This is a genomic window from Demequina sp. NBRC 110051 (assembly GCF_002090055.1).
GTDB lineage: Bacteria > Actinomycetota > Actinomycetes > Actinomycetales > Demequinaceae > Demequina.
Genome location: NZ_BBRH01000009.1, coordinates 201,398 through 220,600, shown reverse-complemented (window position 1 = coordinate 220,600; position 19,203 = coordinate 201,398). Strand labels below are relative to the sequence as shown.

General features: G+C 68.5%; 16 protein-coding genes and 1 riboswitch. Of the genes, 9 read left to right on the top strand and 7 right to left on the bottom strand.

Features of this window, described 5'->3' with window-relative positions:
- The coding region (locus B7K20_RS04745; RefSeq protein WP_144018536.1) for an HNH endonuclease signature motif containing protein at positions 1–1,972 on the top strand (1,972 nt) is incomplete at its 5' end.
- Between the two features lie 147 nt (positions 1,973–2,119).
- Here the strand turns inward: B7K20_RS04745 and B7K20_RS04740 are convergent.
- Positions 2,120–3,154, bottom strand: a complete 1,035-nt coding sequence (locus B7K20_RS04740) for an S-layer homology domain-containing protein (RefSeq protein ID WP_084101048.1) — start codon at positions 3,152–3,154, stop codon at positions 2,120–2,122.
- A 159-nt stretch (positions 3,155–3,313) separates the two neighbouring features.
- Positions 3,314–4,168 (bottom strand): formyltetrahydrofolate deformylase, encoded by an 855-nt coding sequence (gene purU, locus B7K20_RS04735; RefSeq protein ID WP_084101097.1) that lies wholly within the window; start codon positions 4,166–4,168, stop codon positions 3,314–3,316.
- Between the two features lie 165 nt (positions 4,169–4,333).
- Between purU and B7K20_RS04730 the strand changes: the two genes are divergently transcribed.
- Positions 4,334–6,238, top strand: a complete 1,905-nt coding sequence (locus tag B7K20_RS04730) for a SpoIID/LytB domain-containing protein (RefSeq protein ID WP_084101046.1) — start codon at positions 4,334–4,336, stop codon at positions 6,236–6,238.
- A gap of 23 nt (positions 6,239–6,261) precedes the next feature.
- Here the strand turns inward: B7K20_RS04730 and B7K20_RS04725 are convergent, their stop codons facing one another.
- On the bottom strand, positions 6,262–7,074 hold the full coding sequence (locus B7K20_RS04725) for a CDP-alcohol phosphatidyltransferase family protein (RefSeq protein WP_084101044.1): 813 nt from the start codon (positions 7,072–7,074) through the stop codon (positions 6,262–6,264).
- Complete coding sequence (locus B7K20_RS04720) at positions 7,061–8,269, bottom strand: CDP-glycerol glycerophosphotransferase family protein (RefSeq protein WP_159449325.1); 1,209 nt, start codon at positions 8,267–8,269, stop codon at positions 7,061–7,063. The genes B7K20_RS04725 and B7K20_RS04720 overlap by 14 nt, the downstream gene beginning before the upstream one ends.
- 146 nt (positions 8,270–8,415) lie before the next feature.
- Between B7K20_RS04720 and B7K20_RS04715 the strand changes: the two genes are divergently transcribed.
- Positions 8,416–8,949: a GNAT family N-acetyltransferase gene (locus B7K20_RS04715; protein WP_084101040.1), complete on the top strand. Its 534-nt coding sequence runs from the start codon at positions 8,416–8,418 to the stop codon at positions 8,947–8,949.
- 65 nt (positions 8,950–9,014) lie between these two features.
- Positions 9,015–10,070 (top strand): acyltransferase family protein, encoded by a 1,056-nt coding sequence (locus B7K20_RS04710; protein WP_084101039.1) that lies wholly within the window; start codon positions 9,015–9,017, stop codon positions 10,068–10,070.
- Between the two features lie 12 nt (positions 10,071–10,082).
- Here B7K20_RS04710 and B7K20_RS04705 read toward each other — a convergent pair whose 3' ends face one another.
- Positions 10,083–11,675 carry a CDP-glycerol glycerophosphotransferase family protein gene (locus B7K20_RS04705; protein WP_159449324.1) on the bottom strand — a complete coding sequence of 531 codons (1,593 nt, stop codon included), beginning with the start codon at positions 11,673–11,675 and terminating at the stop codon, positions 10,083–10,085.
- A 252-nt stretch (positions 11,676–11,927) separates the two neighbouring features.
- Between B7K20_RS04705 and B7K20_RS04700 the strand changes: the two genes are divergently transcribed.
- The 4 genes from B7K20_RS04700 (at position 11,928) to B7K20_RS04685 (ending at position 16,119) form a co-directional block, all read left to right on the top strand.
- The gene (locus B7K20_RS04700) at positions 11,928–12,959 is read left to right on the top strand and encodes an acyltransferase family protein (protein WP_084101035.1); all 1,032 of its coding nucleotides are present in this window, start codon (positions 11,928–11,930) and stop codon (positions 12,957–12,959) included.
- Positions 12,960–12,997: 38 nt separating this feature from the next.
- A riboswitch (ZMP/ZTP riboswitch) is annotated at positions 12,998–13,083 on the top strand.
- 47 nt (positions 13,084–13,130) lie between these two features.
- Positions 13,131–14,429: a serine hydroxymethyltransferase gene (glyA, locus tag B7K20_RS04695; RefSeq protein ID WP_084101033.1), complete on the top strand. Its 1,299-nt coding sequence runs from the start codon at positions 13,131–13,133 to the stop codon at positions 14,427–14,429.
- Positions 14,429–15,316 carry a bifunctional methylenetetrahydrofolate dehydrogenase/methenyltetrahydrofolate cyclohydrolase gene (locus B7K20_RS04690; RefSeq protein ID WP_084101031.1) on the top strand — a complete coding sequence of 296 codons (888 nt, stop codon included), beginning with the start codon at positions 14,429–14,431 and terminating at the stop codon, positions 15,314–15,316. Before glyA ends, B7K20_RS04690 begins: the two co-directional genes overlap by 1 nt.
- Positions 15,316–16,119 carry an exodeoxyribonuclease III gene (locus tag B7K20_RS04685; protein WP_084101029.1) on the top strand — a complete coding sequence of 268 codons (804 nt, stop codon included), beginning with the start codon at positions 15,316–15,318 and terminating at the stop codon, positions 16,117–16,119. Before B7K20_RS04690 ends, B7K20_RS04685 begins: the two co-directional genes overlap by 1 nt.
- Positions 16,120–16,138: 19 nt before the next feature.
- Here B7K20_RS04685 and B7K20_RS04680 read toward each other — a convergent pair whose 3' ends face one another.
- Positions 16,139–17,371, bottom strand: a complete 1,233-nt coding sequence (locus B7K20_RS04680; protein ID WP_159449323.1) for a galactokinase family protein — start codon at positions 17,369–17,371, stop codon at positions 16,139–16,141.
- Positions 17,372–17,452: 81 nt separating this feature from the next.
- Between B7K20_RS04680 and B7K20_RS04675 the strand changes: the two genes are divergently transcribed.
- Positions 17,453–17,941 (top strand): hypothetical protein, encoded by a 489-nt coding sequence (locus B7K20_RS04675; protein WP_084101025.1) that lies wholly within the window; start codon positions 17,453–17,455, stop codon positions 17,939–17,941.
- 82 nt (positions 17,942–18,023) lie between these two features.
- Here B7K20_RS04675 and B7K20_RS04670 read toward each other — a convergent pair whose 3' ends face one another.
- A complete protein-coding gene (locus B7K20_RS04670) occupies positions 18,024–19,151 on the bottom strand; it encodes an Mrp/NBP35 family ATP-binding protein (RefSeq protein WP_084101095.1) in 1,128 nt (375 codons plus the stop codon).
- Positions 19,152–19,203: the final 52 nt, after the last annotated feature.

Here is a 19,203-nt window from a genome sequence, read left to right as displayed (position 1 = left end):
GTTGCGTGGCGATACGTTGACGTTTGCTCAGGCGCTCGCGATGGGCGATGCGGTGGAGGATTTGGGGTTCGCGGCCGGGTCGGTGCGTCAGGCGACGGATCGCATCATGGCGGTCGTGGCTGCGGCGCAGTCGTTTCGGTCCGACTCGGGTGGTCGTGGGGTGGGGTTCGCACGTGCGCGTGGGCATCGCAATGCGGTCGCGATGGTGGAGAAACAGGCGGGGGTGTCTGGGCCGGAGGCGCGTCGTCTCCTTGAGCTTGGTGAGACGCTCGCGGATGCGGAGCGGGCGGCGAAGGCTGCTGAGGAGGCGGCGCGTGAGGCGGCCGAGTCTTCGAGTCCACCCGATCCACACGACCGTGACGTCAACGGGAGCGATGGCAGCCCGAGCGAGAGTGACCAGCCTGATGTCGGCGGCGACGTCGGGTCTGATGGTTCTCTCTTTTCCACCGGCGACGCTCCCGCTGCTCCCGGACCCTCGCAGCATCCCGTCGCACCCGCACCCGCACCGCGGCCGGCGCCGTCGGGTCCGGTGTTTGCGCATGTGGCGGCCGCGTCGGCTGCCGGACAGTTAGGTGCGGAGGCGGCGACGGCGATCACCAGGATGCTGCGTAGCGTCGCCGATCGCGCGGACGTGGGTCTCATGGTCGAGGCTGAGAAGGATTTGGTGTTCAAGGCCCGTCACATGACGTCCTACCGGCTGGGGCAGGTCATCAGCCGGTGGAGGGATCGTCTCGACGCCGAGCATCTGGAGGAGCTCGCCGCCGGGCGACGTCAACGCAGGTTCTTGAATATCGGTGAGAACGCGGACGGGATGATCCGTATCAACGGGCAACTTGATCCTGAGAACGGTGCCCCCTTGGTAGCGGTCATGGATGCCATGGTCAATCAGCACTTTCGCACCAAGAAACGCGCCCAGGACGCCGAAAGACAAGGCTTCGTGGTGACGATTGATGAACGCACCCCGGGACAGGTGTGTGCCGATGCGATGGGAGAGTTCGCCCGCCACCTGTCCGGCTGCAACGTCAAGAATCTTCCCCATGCCAGTGCCAAAGTCATTGTGACGATGGACTACGACACGATGCTCGCTGCCGCGAACGGTGACAGCGTCCTGGGTGCCACGATCGAGGGGCTCTCGACCACGCCGGACGCGGGAGAGCTTCGCCGCATGATGGCTCGCGCCGGTCTAGTGCCCGTGGTCTTGGGGAAGCGTTCACGCAAACTTGATGTGGGCTACAGTGGCCGCTATTTCAACCCCGGACAGCGCACCGCGATGTTGATCCGTGATGGCGGATGCGCGAAATGCTCGCTGCCGGTGTCGGCAGACGACGGCCACCACATCGTCCCCAACGAGTTCGGCGGAAAGTCGGAGACGAACAACGGTGTCACGTTGTGTGTGAGGTGTCACCACGACGTCCACCGTGAAGGCTGGATCATCGTCGCCACCCACACTGAGGTGTGGTTTATCCCGCCCGCGCACTTGGACCCGGAACGCACACCCCAACCCGGAGGCCGGCGTCTGTTCGACGCGACCGCCGTGTACGGCGACCATCTGCCCGACCCCGCCGACGTCATCGCCCGCACCCCCATCGCCGCCACCACAGTCGGTGACCACAGGCGACGACGGACGTCTCCGACGGGACCAGAGCCGGACCGGCCGTCCACGGGTCGGGCATCAGGCACCTCAGCATGTGCCATGGCTCCCGACCCCAGGAGCCGCGTACTCGTTGAGTCCGTGATCGCCGCAAGCGAGCGTGAAGGGAGCGCGACTTCCCGCCACGAGCGCGGTGCCGATGACTCAAGCTGCGTGACTGGTGCGATGAGCCGGGCGCTCGGCGTCGCTCGCCGCCAACCGCCCCACGCTCGAGCCGAGTGTCATACGGGTCCGCGCGGACGACATCCGAGCATTCGAGATCAGTCAGTGCCGCACGGCTTGAGACTCAGTTCCGCCGTGCTCGCTCGTGGACCCGGGTGAGCGGGACGAAGACGACGGAAATGGTGTGCGAGCGGAGTGAGGGCTTCGGAGGGGCGGTCATACGCCCGAACGGGCTCTCTAGCGCATCCTGAGTGCGACAACGCCGGAAAGAGCCTGTCGAAGCCCGGCGGAGTCCTGCAACAGCGGTTAGAGGATGCTCGAGGCTCGCTCGAAGAAGGCCGCCGTGGCCTCGCGCGTCACATCGGCCGAGGGGCGGAAGGTGCCGTCCGAGAAGCCCGTGGTGATGCCCGTGCTGCGCAGCCACACCACCTCGCGGTAGAACTGGTCGCCCGTGCTCATGTCCTTGAACGGAGAGCGGTTCGGAACCGAGATCTTCGGCTCTCCCGAGTACCGGTACAGGAACGCCGCCATCGCCTCACGGGAGATCTCCTGCTTGGGGCGGAACGTGCCATCCGACCAGCCGGTCGTCATGCCCGTCGAAGCCAGCCACGAGATCTCCTTGTAGAACTGCGACGACGACGGCACGTCCTTGAACGGCGAACGGCTCGGGGCCGTGAACCGAGGCTCTCCCGCGTAGCGGTAGAGGAAGGCCGCAAAGGCCTCGCGGGTCACGTCGTTCGACGGACGGAACGTGCCATCCGAGTAGCCGGTAGTGATCTCCTCGGTGGCCAGCCACTCGATCTCGTCGTGGAACTGGTGGCTCGCCGGCACGTCCCAGAACATCGAGCCAGCGGCCGACGTGGAGGCGGTGTAGCGGCCGAAGTCCTGCACGGCCCACACGCAGTCGCGACCCGAGTCATACGCGACACCGATGCCGATGTCGGTGAAGGTCGAGCGCAGCATGTTGGCCCGGTGGCCCGAGGAGTTCTTCCAGCCTTTGATGATCGCGTCCACGTTGGCGTTCACGCCGCCGTAGCCGCACGCGTAGCCCACGTTCTCGCCCCAGCTCGACAGGCCCCGCTGCGGCATCTGCGAACCGAACTTGGGGTTGTGGGCCAGGGTCCGAGTGGAGCGCATGTGCTCCGCCCACGTCTGAGCGACAGAGTCCACGCCGCCGTTGCGGCCCAGGTCGTCGACACCGTGGGAGGCGCGGTAGGCGTTCGTCGCGGTCTCGATACGGTCGTCGCCGCTCGTCGCCGCGGTGGCGGGAACAGCGGCGCCCACCGTAAGGGTGGCGACAAATGCGAGTGCGATCGTGGCGCGGGTGAGAACTGCCTTCATGAGGCGTGAAGTTATCCGCGCGCGACACGCGAAGGGAATCTGGTGTGAACAATCCCACTTCTGCTCAGGTATTTCCGGAATGTGCCGACGCTACCGTCGCGGCTCCCGGTCGCGAGGGGGGAATGGCGTCCCCCGACGAGTGGAACTGGCTTCCCGCGGCTAGCGGAACACGATGGTGCGGTGCCCGTCCAAGAGCACCCGGTGCTCGGCATGCCAGCGCACCGCCCGGGCGAGCGCGCGGCGCTCCACATCGGCGCCCACGGCGGTCAGCGACTCAGGGGTGTGCGAGTGGTCCACCCGCTCCACCTCCTGCTCGATGATCGGTCCCTCGTCGAGGTCGCTCGTGACGTAGTGAGCCGTCGCGCCAATCAGCTTCACCCCGCGGTCGTGCGCCTGAAAGTACGGCCTCGCCCCCTTGAAGGACGGCAGGAACGAGTGGTGGATGTTGATCGCGCGCCCGCGCAGAGCCTCGGACAGCTCGGGGGAGAGGATCTGCATGTAGCGCGCGAGCACCACGAGCTCAACATCGAGTTCATCGACGAGGGCCAACAACCGAGCCTCCGCATCGGCCTTGGTGTCTGCCGTCACCGGCACGTGGTGGAACTGCTTGCCGTAGAACGACGCGAGCGGCTCAAGTGTGGTGTGATTGCCCGCCATCGCCACGATGTCGATGGGCAGCGTCTTGGCGCGCTCACGGAACAGCAGGTCGTTGGCACAGTGTGCGGCCTTCGACACCAGCACCAGGGTCCGCATACGGCGTCCCGCAACGTCGAGGTTCCAGGTCATCCCGAAGCGTGCCGCAAGGCCAGCGACCGCACTCTCCATGACGGGGCGCTCTGCGGGGCTCGTGACCTCGACGCGCATGAAAAACAGTCCCGTGTCCGGGTCCCCGAACTGCTGGGATTCCGTGATGTTGCCGTCAAGCTCGGCCAGGGCGCCGGAGACGGCGTGCACGATGCCGGGGCCGTCGGGGCAGGACAGGCTCAGCACATAGCGGGTGTCGGTCTGCGTCATGGCGCCCAGCGTACTGACGCCTAGCGCACTGATCTGAACGGCCGCAATTCCGACGTGAGACATCGGCGCCGTCGGATTCCTCTCACCCCCTTGACGCAGAGTTCACAGGTGTCACACTAGTCACTTGTGTCACGAAGTGGACTTGGTGTGAGCGAGAACGTAGCAATGGCAATGACCCCCCGTGCCGTCAAGCGGAGAGGCCTCGCGGCAGCCTTTGTCGCCGTCATGGGCGTCGCGCTGACCCTCCTCGTGGCGCCCGCGACCCCCGCGACCGCGGCGACCACGTTTTCCGACGTGCCTGCTACCCACCAGTTCGCCAAAGAAATCTCCTGGCTGGCGGGCGAGGGCATTACGACGGGCTACGCCGACGGCACGTTCAAGCCCAAGGCCGAGGTCTCTCGCGAGGCCTTTGCGGCATTCCTCTACCGCCTGAGCGGGCGTCCGTCGGTGTCGCTTCCCTCGAAGTCGCCCTTTATGGACGTGCCGACGAGCTCGCAGTTCTATAGGGAGATCGTCTGGCTGTCCAAGCAGGGGATCACCACGGGCTGGGCGGACGGCACCTTCCGCCCTAAGAACACCATCGACCGTGACGCGATGGCGGCTTTCCTGTACCGCTACGAGGGCAGCCCCTCGTTCAGCTCCCCGAAGACGTCGCCGTTCAAGGACATGTCCACCTCCTCGAAGTTCTACAAGGAGGTCACGTGGCTGCGCTCAACGGGCATCACCACCGGCTACGCGGACGGCACCTTCCGCCCCAAGTCGGGCGTCTCGCGCGAGGCCACGGCGGCCTTCCTCTACCGTCTGAGCGGCAGTCCGAGCGTCAAGCCGCTGATCCCGACGAGCTTCACGGTCAAGGGCGCCGGCTACGGCCACGGCGTCGGTATGTCCCAGTATGGCGCGCAGGCGATGGCTCTCGACGGCAAGAGCGCGAGCGACATCCTGAAGTACTACTACAAGGGCACCTCGGTGTCTCAGGTCGAGGCATCCAAGGACCTCGCCGTACAGGTGTACGGCAAGGGCACCGACTGGACCAGTTCGGTGACGCTCGTGGTGCGCTCGCCCGGCTCGGACACCACCGACGACGGTCAGTGGGTCATGCGTTTCTACAATTCGGGTAGCTCCAGCCCGCACACCACATGGACCGGCAAGAACAACGAGTACCTTCACATCACGCGATCGGGCACCTCGATCACCGTCGAGCGCGACGGCGGCCAGAAGGTCACCGCGACGAAGGACATCTCCCTTCAGTGGGAGAGCACCTCGTACTACCAGTCCGGATCCTCCGAAGACGTGTACGTCGACATCTACAAGGGCACCGGCGCCTCCAAGATCCCCGCCACGCACGGCACGTACCGCCACGGGAAGATGCTGATCTCGGTGCCCGCGAGCCGGCTGAACATCGTCAACGTCCTCGATCTCAACACGGAGTACATGTACGGGATCGCCGAGATGCCCTCGTCGTGGGACACGGACGCCCTCCAGGCTCAGGCCATCGTCGCGCGTGGCTACGCGGTGCGGGCCCTCAACGGCGGCATCGATTCGTCGTGCGACTGCAACATCGTCGATGACACGAGCGACCAGAACTTCGCCGGCTGGAGCAAGGAGAACGAGGGCACCAACGCGTACTACGGCAAGCGCTGGGTGAGCGCAGTCAACGCGACGGTGAGCGGCACCAAGGGCAAGGTGCTCACCAGTGGCGGCTCCATCGCGCGGACCTACTACTTCTCATCGTCGGGCGGGCAGACCGAGAACAGCGAGGACATCTGGAGCGCGACGCTGTCGTATCTGCGCTCCACGGATGACCCCTGGTCCGAGACCTCGATCAACCCCAACCGCTCCTGGACCCAAACGCTCAGCCAGACCACCGCGAAGTCGGTGTTTGGGCTATCGGACGTGGTGTCGATCAAGGTCACCGGCCGCACCGCCGGCGGCTCGGACGCGGCCGCGACCAAGGTGACCGCGACATCGTCCGCCGGCAAGACCTCGACGATCACGGGCGCCGAAAGCATCCGCAGCAAGCTTGCCAACGGCAAGTCGCCGTGGCTGTGGTCGTTTACCGCGAACTACTAGGGACGGCCGATGCCGTGGCCGGCCTAGGAGGCCGGCGGCGCCTTGAGCTGTGCCGAGGTGAGGATCGCCAACGTGTGGCCGGCGATGACGAACGGCGCCGCGACGAGGAGCACCGCGACAGCGACGGCCACGCCGTTGAAACCCGCGAGGGTGCCGACGATCGCGAAGGCGAGCATCACGAGGGTCTGCTCGACCGAGTGATACGCGCGGTGAATGGGCACCAGGTTCGCCGCGCGGCGTGCACGGGCGACCCAGCCGACCGTGGGCACCTTGATGCCGGTGTCCTCCTTGGCCAGCGGTAGCCCGCCCTGGACCCGCGCCAAACGCGACCCGTCGTTGAGCGACTTGTTCCACAACACCAGCATGCCGAGCAGCGCGCCGGCGAAGGCCCACCGCCAGTCGACGGGGGCGGACTCGAGCGCAATGCGCAGGCCCGCCGCCATGGGTACGAGGGACTCCGTGGTGGTGTGAGCGATACGGTCAAGGAAGATGCCGCGCGGGCCCATCTTGCGGGTCCAGCGCGCGACCTCGCCGTCAGAGGCGTCCAGGAGCATCTGGCCCATCGCCAAGACGGCGGCCAGCAGGGGACCCCACCAGCCGGGAATGAGCAGAGCCGCGGCCGCCGCCCAACCGCACAGAATCATGCCGACGGTCACCGCGTTCGCGCTGAGTCCCGCGCTCACGAAGAAGCGCGTCAGGTAGGGCGAGAGGGACCGGGTGAAGACGTCGCCGGTCCAGTGCTCGGAGTTCTTGCGGCCGCGAATCTCGGGCGGCTGGCAGACCTCGCGGATCTGCTCGATGGTGGGGTGCGACGGGCGATCGTCAGGACGGTGCATGACCGGATTGTTTCACGGCCCGTTCACGGTCCCGCTGCGCGGCGGCCTCGCGGCACTCGCGCACAAACGCTTCCGTCGCCTGCGCCGCATCGAATCCGCCCAGGTAATGCTCCGCGAGCGATGCGATGGTGGCGAGGTGCTCGGGGTCCGCGACGGTCTGGCGCACCAGTTCGCCGGTGCCGTGCGCCTGGTCCGCCGTGATGCGCGGCACCTGCGCGTGAAGGCGAGACGGGCCGGCCGGAACCGCCTGCGGTGTCACCGGCACGGTGACGAGCAGCGGCTTGCGCTGGCCCAGCCAATCGGAACTCATGGCCGAGATATCGGTGACCAACACATCGGCCCGTTGCATCGCGTCGGTCTGATCGGCCGTGACGTCGACCTCGCCGCGCTCGCCGGCGGCCGTGACGATGGCACGCACGGCCTGGTCGGCCTCGCGGTAGCGGCGGTCGGAGACTCCCAGGCGCGGGTGCGGGCGGTACAGCACCGTGTAGCCGGCCGCGAGGAGCGACCGCACGATGGCCTCGCCGTGTGAACTCACCGAGGAATAGGCGTTGGTCTCCTGCGATCCCTCCCAGGTGGGGGCGTACAGGACCACGCGGGCCTCGTCTCGCGAGACCCGCGACGGCAGCTGGGGGCGCCCCACCACGCGCAGGTGGCGTTCGGCGTCGAAGAACAGCACCTCGGCCGCGTAGCGTTCGATCGCGGCCGGGCCCGCCACAAACGTGTAGTCGAAGCCCTTGACCTGGTTGGACACCGAGACGGACTTATCGGAGTCACCGTGCGCAAGGAAGATGTGCGCGAGGCCGGTCGAGCGCAGTCCCACCATGTTGTTATTGGCGTGGCCCACATAGATCGCGATCTTGGCGTTGCCGCGGTCCACCAGCCCGGCAAAGGTCCGGTTGCGCGCGACCACGAGCACCTCGAAGTCGGTCTCGTCGCGCACCGCGCGTGCCGTACGGCTGTCCTGGGTGACGACGCTGACGCCGCCGAACTTGTCGAGCTCCGCGAGGGCGCCGTACCACTGGCGCAACTGGTATAGGTTTTCCGGCGGGTCGGGGAAAAAGACCAGCGACTCGGAGCGAATGACGTAGTCGCCGAGCTTGTCGTCGTCGCCGCGCCCGTCCGGCACCCCGCCGGGCAGCAGGCCAAGGCGACGAATCGCGGCCCCGGCGAGCGAGCGCAACGGCGCTAGCAACGCCCACCGCGTTCGACGGTGAATTGGGCTGACAGGGACGCCGGGTAGAGGGGACGCACCAGGCAAGCGTACCCGGCAGGCGTGCGCGGTCCCGGGCCCGCGCGTCATGGCTGTGGTCGCGCAGCCTTCCGTGCCAGGATGGACGCATGGCTGAGACCGAGAGCGTCCGCATCGATGTCGTGGGAACCGACCACGCCGGCGAACTGTTGACTGTGCGACGTGCCGCCTTTGTCACGGAAGCGCAGTTGTACGGCGACCCCCACATTCCGGCGCTGACGCAGACGCTCGAGGAGCTCATCGTCGACCTGGAGTCGGAGGATGTCGTCACTCTGGGGGCTTGGGAGGGCCACCGCCTCATCGGGTCCATCCGTGTGGGGCTCGAGGGCGACAAGGCGACCATTGGGCGCCTCGCGGTGGTGCCCGACCAGCAGGGTCACGGCATCGGCACGCAGTTGCTGTTCGCGGTGCTCGGGTACCTGCCCGACACCACGCGTGAGGTCTGGGTCTTTACCGGCCAGAACTCCAAGCACAACATCTCGCTGTACAACAAGGCGGGCTACGAGCACCAGTTCGACCAGGTCAACGGCGATCTCACCTACGCCTATCTGCGCAAGGTGCTCGAGTCGGGGGCCATCGTCGACGACGATGCCGACCCCGGCGTGGTGAGGGGCGATAACTAGCCCTCCCTTCGTCAACGTCGGCCACCTGAGAATTTCCACAGATTCGGGCGATTGACAATGAAGGAATGATGAACACCGCTACTCCGGCGCGCCCGCAGGCGTCCGGAAATCCGGCGCCGTCGAGGGATCGCTCCATCGATACGGCCGTGGGGCTCCTGATCGTCCTGGTGGTCTGGGGGCACGCGATCGCGCCCCTGTCGGGCCCCTACGCCGAGACTCTCGAGCAGTGGCTGTACATGTTCCACATGCCGGCGTTCGTGTTCCTGTCCGGGTACCTCACGCGCAAGTCATCCCACTGGTCGCCGGGCAAGATTGCGGCGCGGCTGCTGTTTCCCTACGTGGTGTTTCAGGTCTTGCATGCGGTGGTGCAGTCCGCGGTGACGGGCACGTGGCACTGGCCCAGCCTGGTCCAGCCGGCCTGGACCACGTGGTACCTGCTGTCCCTGCTGGTGTGGCGCCTGGCCGCCCCATGGCTCGAGCGTGTGCGCTACCTGGTGCCCATCACGTTCGCGGTGGCGCTGGGAGCGGGGGTCATCGCCGTCATCGGCCCCGACCTCTCGCTCGCCCGCACCCTGGGCTTCCTGCCCTTCTTCGCGCTGGGCCTGACCTGGAAGGACGAGTGGTTCGCGCGGCTGCGCCACCTCCCCGTGCGCCTCGTGGCCTTCGCGGCCTTCGTCGCCGCCGGCGTCTACGCGTTCATCACCGAGGACCATGTCAGCCGGCGCATCTTCTTCCTGCACGAGGACTACGCGGACCTCGACTACTCGGACACCGACGGGATCCTGGTGCGCGCCGGGGTTCTTGCGGCGGGATTCATTCTCACCCTGGCGTTCGTGTCGCTCACGGGCTGGACGCGCGGATGGCTGGCACAGGCCGGGGCGGCCTCGCTCGTGATCTATCTCCTGCACCCGCTGGTGCTCTACCCCGGGCGCGAGTACGGCTACTCCACGGTGATCGGCGAGGGAGCCTGGCTCCTCATCATGACGATCGCCGCGCCCCTCTTCGCGTATGCGGTGTCGCGGCCGGCGGTGATCCGCGCCACGCGGCCGCTCATGGACTACCGGTTCTGGGTGGGGCGCGGTCACGTCAAAGGCGGCCGCCACGCCGGTGGCGACCGCTAGAGCCACTCACTGCTAGAGCCACTCCCTGATGCGCGACGCCAGGCGCTCGGTGGCGCCGCCGTCGTCATGCCCGTTGTAGCGCGTCCTCCACGTCTCGTAGCGCGGTGACACAGCGGCCCGCTCTCGCCACGCGCGCCGCACCTCATAGGCCAACTGGCTTTCGCGGCGCACCACGGGACCCGGGGCGGTGGATTCCAGGTCGAAGTACACCCCGCGCCCGTCCTGAGCGTAGGCATCCATGTCCGGCGTGAAGAACACGACGGGGCGACCAGTCGCGGTGAAGTCGAACATCACGGACGAGTAGTCGGTGACGAGGACATCGGCGACGGCAAGGATGTGCGAGGACTCCGGGTACGTGCTGACGTCGAGCGCGTGAGATCCGTGGTGGTGCGTGCCGGGACGTAGGGCGGCGCTGTGGCCGCGCACGAGCAACTGGAAGCCGGGACCTAGTGCGCGGCCCAAGGCCTCCACGTCGCAAAACACGCTGCGCCCCTGTTGCGACTCGCGAAACGTCGGGGCGTAGACCACCACCACCGTGTCCGCGGCGATGCCGAGCGACGCGCGCACCCGGGAGCGCACGCCATCGTCTGCAACCAGAACGTCGTTGCGGGGGTAGCCCACTTGGGCGATCTCACCGTCATAGGTGTAGGCGCGGCGCAGAATCTCCGTCGAGTAGTCGTTGGGGGAGACCAGCAGGTCCCACTTCGAGCTTCCCCACCTGAAGCTCTGCGGCGTGGAGGGCCTGCCCTCGTGCTGCGAGCGGTCATAGCCCAGCTTCTTCAGCGGGGTGCCGTGCCAGGTCTGGACCACCTTCTGCCCGGGCCTGCGCTTGAACTCCTTGGGTGTCCAGCTGTTGTCGACCACCACGCGGGCGGAGGTCATGGCTTCCCACCATGCCCGCGAGCCAACGATGACCGGAGTGACGTGGTCGGGCACCTCGACCGAGAAGTCGCGCACGCCGACGAGCACCTCCCGGCAGTGATGGCGAAGCGCGTCCGCCAGGGGAGCGGGGCTGTCGGAAAAGGTCTTACCAAACCACGACTGTAGGAAGACGGCGTCCTTCACCACAGGGGTGGGCCTCTTGACGGAGGTGACAGCAGCGCGGCCCTGGACACCCGATTCTTCGGATGTGAGGGGTGGGGCAAGCGTCACCGTGATCTGGCCCAGCGCCGCGCGGCCCACCTTGATGTGCGCGAAGGGTGCCTGGTGCTTGATCGGCAGCGTCTGTCGCAGGCTCGCCGGTGCCACTACCATGCGCGCCGCCGAGCGGCCGTCGTCCACCTGGATCACGTAGGTGCCGCAGGGGACTACCCGGTCCTGGCCCAACCAACCCTCGGCATGCAGGGGCAGGCGGCATTCGAAGCGGCTGTCCTCGAGCATGGTGAGGTCCGCGCGGGTGTCGACCCGCGCGCCGCGCAGCACCAAAGCGCGGGGTGTCCGGCCTCGCCACCGGCCCTCGATGACGAGCGCGCGTTCGCCCTCACTGATGCTGATCGAGTCGATGGCGCAGCGGCCCTCGACCCGCGTCATGGAACGCCGGCCGGCCGGGTCGCGTGAGACGACGAGGTCGGCGCCGGGGACCCGCGGCGCCCGCAGGTCCGCCACGCGCAGCGCGCGCCTCGCCGCTCGCCGGTCCATCCGAGCCGTCATGCGCCCGCGCAAGGCACGGGCCCTCAGCCTCGGGTTCATCAACGGCGGCACATCCTCAGCGCTTCGCGGCAACATCATCGGCGTTTGGGGCCACATCGTACTGGGGTCGTGCGCGGCGATCCCCATTGACCACGACGCGCCGCTTCGTGGACCATGCGGTGAACCCGTGCCGATGGTGGCCGCGGCCCGACAGCGCAAGGAGGGCGGATGCCCGGCTCCACCGCCGTGCCCGGGATGGGGGACCGTGATCGTCGCCTCGATTCGCTCGCGGGCGTGCTGATCGTGCTCGTCGTCTACGGCCACGTGATGCTGCTCGTACCGGGCGAGGGTGCCCGTGCGGTCGAGCTTTTCATCTACCTGTTCCACATGCCGGCCTTCGTGTGGCTCAGCGGCTACCTCACGCGCATGTCGCGCACGTGGTCGGTGGGGCGCTTGGTGGCGCGGCTGCTCTTCCCGTTCCTGGTGTTTCAGATCCTGCACCGGGTGCTGATTGCGCACCTGACCGACAACGCCTTCTCGCTCGGCTTTCCGGGAGTCAGTTGGACCCTCTGGTACCTGCTGGCCCTCTTCGTGTGGCGCATGGCCGCGATCCTGCTGGCGCGCTCGCCGTGGTCGATCGCGATTGCTGTCCTCCTGGCGCTCGCGGCGGGGGCGGCTCCGTTCATTGGCTATGACTACTCGCTGTCGCGCATCCTCGGCTTTTTGCCGTTCTTCGTGGCGGGGCTGTTCTGGAAGCAGGAGTGGCTCGAGCGGCTCGCGCGGTGGTGGTGGGCCGGGGCCGCGCTTCTCCTGGCGGCGGCCGCCTGGGCCGTCGCCGTGGTGGGCGAGCAAAGTATCCGGCCTTTCCACATGGCGCGTTCGTACGACAGGCTCGGTCTGGAGACGGTCGAGGGGGTCGTGGGACGCGCCGTCATCCTTGCCGCCTCCGCGGTCCTGGTACTTGCCGTGATCGCGCTGTCGTATCGGCACCTTCCCGTGCTCGACTCGATCGGACGCGGCACCCTCACGGTGTATCTCCTGCACCCGATCGTGCTGATGCCCTGGTACGTCGCCGGTGACGGCATCGGCGTGACGGGGCTGGCGGCGGCCGCGCTTGGAGCCCTTGGAGCCCTCGGCTTCGCGTACCTCGCGTCGAGGCCCGTCGTCGCCACCACGCTCGCGCCGCTGACGGATTTCACGTGGTGGTCGAGCCGCTGGCGCATCGGTTCGCCTCGTGAGCGCGAGTGGACCTGGAGGTAGGTCGCGAAGGTGCCACGGCATCGGCCCGTTGCTAGACTGGCGCGCGTCGCGACTGGCGCAGTGGGTCACCACGAGGGAGCGGCACGCATTCGCCGACTGTTGGTCGTACGCCTGGGCCAAGGTCACCGGACAACCGGCGGCCCCGCGCCGCCCTGACGTTAAGGGAATGACATGACGACCGACTCCAGCGCCACGCACGAGGTCATGAACGCCTCGCTGCAGGATTTCGACCCCGAGATCGCCCAGGTCCTCGACCGCGAGCTTGGTCGCCAGCGCACCTACCTCGAGATGATCGCCTCGGAGAACTTCGTTCCCCGCGCCGTCCTCCAGGCGCAGGGCTCCGTCCTCACCAACAAGTACGCCGAGGGCTACCCCGGGCGCCGCTACTACGGCGGCTGCGAGGAGGTCGACGTCGCCGAGACCATCGCGATCGAGCGCGCCAAGAGCCTCTTCGGCGCCGAGTACGCCAACGTCCAGCCCCACTCCGGCGCGACCGCCAATGCCGCCGTGCTGCACGCCCTCGTCAACGCCGGCGACAAGATCATGGGCCTCTCGCTCGCCCATGGCGGTCACCTCACGCACGGCATGAAGCTGAACTTCTCGGGCAAGCTCTACGAGGTCGCCGCGTACGGGCTCGACGAGACCACCCACCGCATCGAGATGGACCAGGTCCGCGAGCAGGCACTCGCCGAGCGTCCCGATGTGATCATCGCCGGCTGGTCCGCCTACCCCCGCCACCTCGACTTCGAGGCCTTCCGCTCGATCGCCGACGAGGTCGGCGCCGCGCTGTGGACCGACATGGCGCACTTCGCCGGGCTCGTCGCCGCGGGCCTGCACCCCAGCCCCGTGCCGCACTCGGACGTCGTGTCCACGACGATTCACAAGACCATCGGCGGCCCCCGCTCGGGCATGATCCTCTCGCGCGACACCGTGCTCGCCAAGAAGCTCAACTCCGCGGTCTTCCCCGGCCAGCAGGGCGGCCCGCTCATGCACGTGATCGCCGCCAAGGCTGTGGCTCTGAAGGCCGCAGCCCAGGACGAGTTCAAGGAGCGCCAGGCGCGCGTCTTGGAAGGCGCTCGCATCATCGCGGAGCGCCTCACGGCCGCCGACGCGATCGAGGCCGGGGTCAACGTCGTCACCGGTGGCACCGACGTGCACCTGGTGCTCGCCGACCTGCGCCACTCCGAGCTCACCGGTCAGGACGCCGAGGACCTGCTGCACGAGGTTGGCATCACCGTCAACCGCAATGCGGTGCCCTTCGACCCCCGTCCCCCGATGGTCACCTCCGGGCTGCGCATCGGCACCCCGGCGCTCGCGAGCCGCGGCTTCGGCGCCGAGAAGTTCACCGAGGTTGCCGAGGTCATCGCCCAGGCACTCATCGGCGGCAAGACGGCCGACCTCGAGGGCCTGCGCGCGCGCGTCAAGCGCCTCGCGGACGACTTCCCGCTGTACGAGGGCCTCGCCCAGTAATGGCTCCCCAGAAGCTCGACGGCACCGCCACCGCAGCGGCCATCAAGGCCGAGCTCACCGAGAGGGTCGCCGCGCTCGCCGAGCGCGGCGTCGCCCCCGGTCTGGGCACGCTGCTCGTGGGCGAGGACCCGGGGTCCACCTGGTATGTGGCCGGTAAGCACCGCGACTGTGCGGAGGTGGGCATCGCCTCGATCCGCGAGGATCTTCCCGAGACCGCGACGCAAGAGGAGATCGAGGCCGCCGTCGCGCGCCTCAACGAGGACCCCGCGTGCACCGGATTCATCGTCCAGCTGCCGCTGCCGAAGGGCATCGACACCCACCGGGTGCTCGAGCTCATCGACCCCGACAAGGACGCCGACGGACTGCACCCGACCAACCTGGGCCGCCTGGTGCTGCGCATCGCCGAGCCCGTCGAGTCGAGCCTCCCGTGCACGCCCAAGGGCATCATCGAGCTCATCGAGCGCCACGGGATCGACCTGAATGGCAAGCACGTCGTCGTGGTGGGCCGCGGTACGACCGTGGGCCGGAGCATCGGCCTGCTGCTCACCCGCAAGGACGTCAACGCCACCGTGACGCTGTGCCACACCGGCACCGCGGATCTGGCATCGCACACGCGCGAGGCCGACGTCATCGTCGCCGCCGCCGGCGTCCCGGGCATCATCGCGGGCGACATGGTCAAGGACGGCGCCGTGCTGATCGACGTGGGCGTGTCCCGCGTGACCGACCCCGAGACGGGCAAGTCCAAGGTGGCGGGCGATATTGCGGCCGATGCCGTGGCCACGTCGTCGTGGTTCTCGCCTAACCCCGGGGGCGTGGGCCCCATGACGCGGGCCATGCTGCTCGCGAACGTCGTCGAAGCAAGCGAGAGGAAGGCGGGGATTCGCTGATGCGGATCGTGTCGGTCAACGTCAACGGGGTGCGCGCCGCCCTGCGCAAGGGCATGCTGCCGTGGCTCGACGAGGTCGGGGCGGACGTGGTGTGCCTGCAAGAGGTGCGCGCACCGCAGGACCTGCTGGCCGGCGAACTGGGCGAGGCCTGGCACGTGGCCGACCACATCTCGGAGCAGAAGGGGCGCAACGGCGTCGCGATCCTGTCGCGCGCCGCGCTGTCGGATGTGCACGTGGGCGCGGCGGCGCTCGGCGAGTCCGCCACCGCCGCCACGCACACGGGTCGGTGGGTCGAGGCGACCGTGCCGTCACCTGCGGGTGACGTGCGGATCGTGTCGGTGTATGTCCACTCGGGCAACGTCGACAAGCCCGAGTCGATGGCCGACAAGTACGCCTTCCTTGAGCTCATGACCGCGCGGCTTGAGGCGCTCGCGGGCGCCCATGAGCGGGTCGTGGTGATGGGTGACATCAATATCGCCCACACCAACAACGACATCAAGAACTGGAAGGGCAATCTCAAGTCCGCGGGGTTCCTGCCCGAGGAGCGCGCCTACATCGACCGCTGGATCGAGGCAGGCTGGGTGGACGTGCACCGCGTGCACGCCGGCGATCGACCCGGCCCGTACACGTGGTGGTCGCAGCGCGGCAAGGCCTTCGACAACGACGCGGGCTGGCGGATCGACTACCAGCTCACCTCGCCCGCGCTTGCGGCCGCGGTGACGGACGTGCGCGTGGACCGCGCGCCGTCGTACGACACGCGGTGGTCGGACCACGCGCCGCTCATCGTCGACTACGACCTGTAGCTCTTCGTCGCGCGGGCGGTCAGACCAGGGCGAAGCTGGGCTCCGGGTCGCCCGCGCTGAGCAGCGTCTCGCGGATGCGTTCCGCGGTGCGTTCGGCCTCGATCCGTCGCACGAGCGCCAGGCAGGAGCCGCCGCGGCCCGCGCCGAACATGCGCGCGCCCAGGGCTCCCGCCGCATAGGCGGCGTCGACGGCACGGTTGAGCGCGGGCGTGGAGACCTCGAAGAGCGTCTCGAGCGACGCGTGGGAGCGGTACAGGTGCAGGCCGATGGCCGTGAATCGATCGTGCGCGGGGCCCGTGCCGGCCAACTCCTGCTCGACTGCCGCGACGCGCTCGATCTCGGACACGATGTGTCGCGCCCGCTTGCGCAGCGTGGGGTCCTCGAGTGCGGCGATACGGTCGTGGGCGTCGGGCTGGTCCGTGACCTGGCCGACCCACCTCACGCCGAGCGCTCGCGCCGCCGCGTCGCACTCGCGCTGGCGCTGCAGAAACACGGGATCTGCCATGGGGTAGATGTCCGCGGTGCGCACCACCAGAAGCCCGAGGCCGTACTCGCGAAACGGCAGGTCGAAGCGCTCCGCGGTGGGTGGCGGTGAGGAAAAATCAAGCGAGATCGCCTCGCCCTCGCGACAGCGGAGCGACGTGTGCTGATCGGTGCCGCCGAACGGTGAACCGATGAAGTCGCGTTGGGCCTCAAAACAGGTCTGCGCCAACTCGGTGCGTCCCTCTTCGGTGGAGCCGAGAGCGAGACCCCAGAGTGCATCGGCCGCCATCACGGTCGCTGCCTCCAAGGCAGCCCACCCCGCGAGTCCCCCGCCCACGGGGATGCAACTGGTCGCGGCGATATCGAGCCCCGGGCCGTCGTACCCGCGCTCTTGGAGGGCCCACAGCGCGGCGGCGATGTAGAGGGGCCACCCAGGCGTCTCGCCGGGGCGCAGGTGGTCCATGTCCGCCTCCCACATCCCCTGAGGGCCGGGAAGTTCGTCTGCTTGGCCCTCGACGGCGCGGAGGCGGCGGTCACTGCGTACGCGCGCCGCGACATAGAGACGATGCGGCGTCGCGGTGGCGAGCGTACGGCCGGCGTTGTAGTCCAGGTGCTCGCCGATGATCAGCACACGGCCTGGGGCGCTCCACACCCCGTCTGGCTCGCCCCCGTAGGTGCGCGTGAAGAGCTCGCGCACCGCGTACTCGCCGTGGCCGCGTGCCCAGGCGGGCATCCACGTGGGCGCGCCGCCCGGACCAGGGACTGTCACGGGGTTCATTATCGGATACCGTCGTGCCTGATGCATAGAGGGATGCGGACGGTATCCCGAGGAATGCGAAGGAGCCCCATCATGGCCGAGCACACGAGCCCCGGCGGCGAGACGGCGACGCCGGCGGGCGAGTCCACCGCATCCGTGTCGGCGCTTGAGCGTGTGCGTCGTGTGCCGATGGCGCCCGCCGCTGTGGCGCTCGGCCTGTCCCTCGTGCTCGGGTTGCTGCTGTCGTTCATGGTGCCGGACGATCCCGGAGCGCTCGCTCTGATGGTGCTCGGCGCGGCCGTCGCGGCCGCCGCGGGGTTCACGGTGCGCACCCTGTCACGGAACGCAGACGGGTGGACCCTGGCGACCGCGGCGATCGCCGCGGCCTTCGGCGCTCACGTCATGGCCGTCACCGGCGCCGTGGGCGGCGAGAACGAGGTGCTCAGCATGATCGGCGCGGAAGGGCCGTCCTTCAACGACGCCCTCCTTGCGGCGCTCGCGACCCCGCCCTTCAGTGCGGGCACCCTGCTCGCCGGCGTCGTCGCGGCGCTGATCACGGGCTGGGGCCGTCCGTGGGGCTAAGACCCTTCCGCGGATCTGAGCTGACCCGGGACTTACACCCGCCCACGGGGCCCAACTACGGCATCGGCCCCTGGAAAGCTGCCTAACGCTTGATGGGCGTGACGCCCAGCGAGCGTCCCGCGAGGCCGCGCTGGCGGCTCGCGAGCGAGCGGGCGACGGCCGTGAGGGCCTCGGCCGCGGGCGAGGCGGGGTCGGAGATGACCACGGGCGTGCCCGCGTCGCCCGCCTCGCGTGCCGTGATGTCGAGCGGGACCTGGCCCAGGACGGGCACCGAGGTGCCTAGCGTCTTGGTGAGGCGGTCCGCGACCACCTGGCCGCCGCCCTCACCGAAGACGTGCAGGCGCGAGCCGTCGGCCTGCTCGAGCCACGCCATGTTTTCGACCACACCCACGACGTTCTGGGACGTCTGGGTTGCGATCGAGCCGGCGCGCTCCGCGACGCCCGCGGCCGCCGACTGCGGGGTCGTGACGACCACCAGCTCGGCGTGCGGCAGCAGCTGTGCCACCGAGATGGCGATGTCGCCGGTGCCGGGCGGCAAGTCCAGCAGGAGGACGTCGAGGTCGCCCCAATACACGTCGGCGAGGAACTGCTCGATGGCGCGGTGAAGCATGGGGCCGCGCCACACCACTGGCTGGCCCGCGGGCACGAACATCCCGATCGAGACCGCCTTGACCTCGTGCGCGATGGGCGGCAGCAGCATGTCGTCCAGGCGCGTGGGCTGGCCGGTCACGCCGAGCATGCCGGGGATCGAGAAGCCGAAGATGTCCGCGTCGAGCACGCCCACCTTGAGGCCGTCCTTCGCCATCGCGGCCGCGAGGTTCGCGGTGACTGTCGACTTGCCGACGCCGCCCTTGCCCGAGGCGATCGCGTACACGCGCGTCATGTTGCCCGGCTGGGTGAACTGGATGACGGGCTCGGGCTTGCCGCCGCGCAGCTTGGAGCGCAGCTCGAGGCGCTGCTCCTCGCTCATCACACCCAGTTCGATCTTCACGTCGGTGACGCCCGCGACCTTCGCCGCGGCGTCCGTGACGTCTCCCGTGATGCGCTCCTTCATGGGGCAGCCTTGGGTGGTGAGGTCGATCCCCACCGTGGCCACTCCGGCGTCGTCGACGTCGATCGAGCGGACCATGCCGATCTCGGTGATGGGGCGGCGGATTTCGGGATCGATGACCTTGCTAAGGGCGTCGCGGACGAGCTCGACGGTAGGCATGGCATCCATCGTAGGCGCTCGTCGTGGTGCCCCCCGACGGGGCGGATCGTGG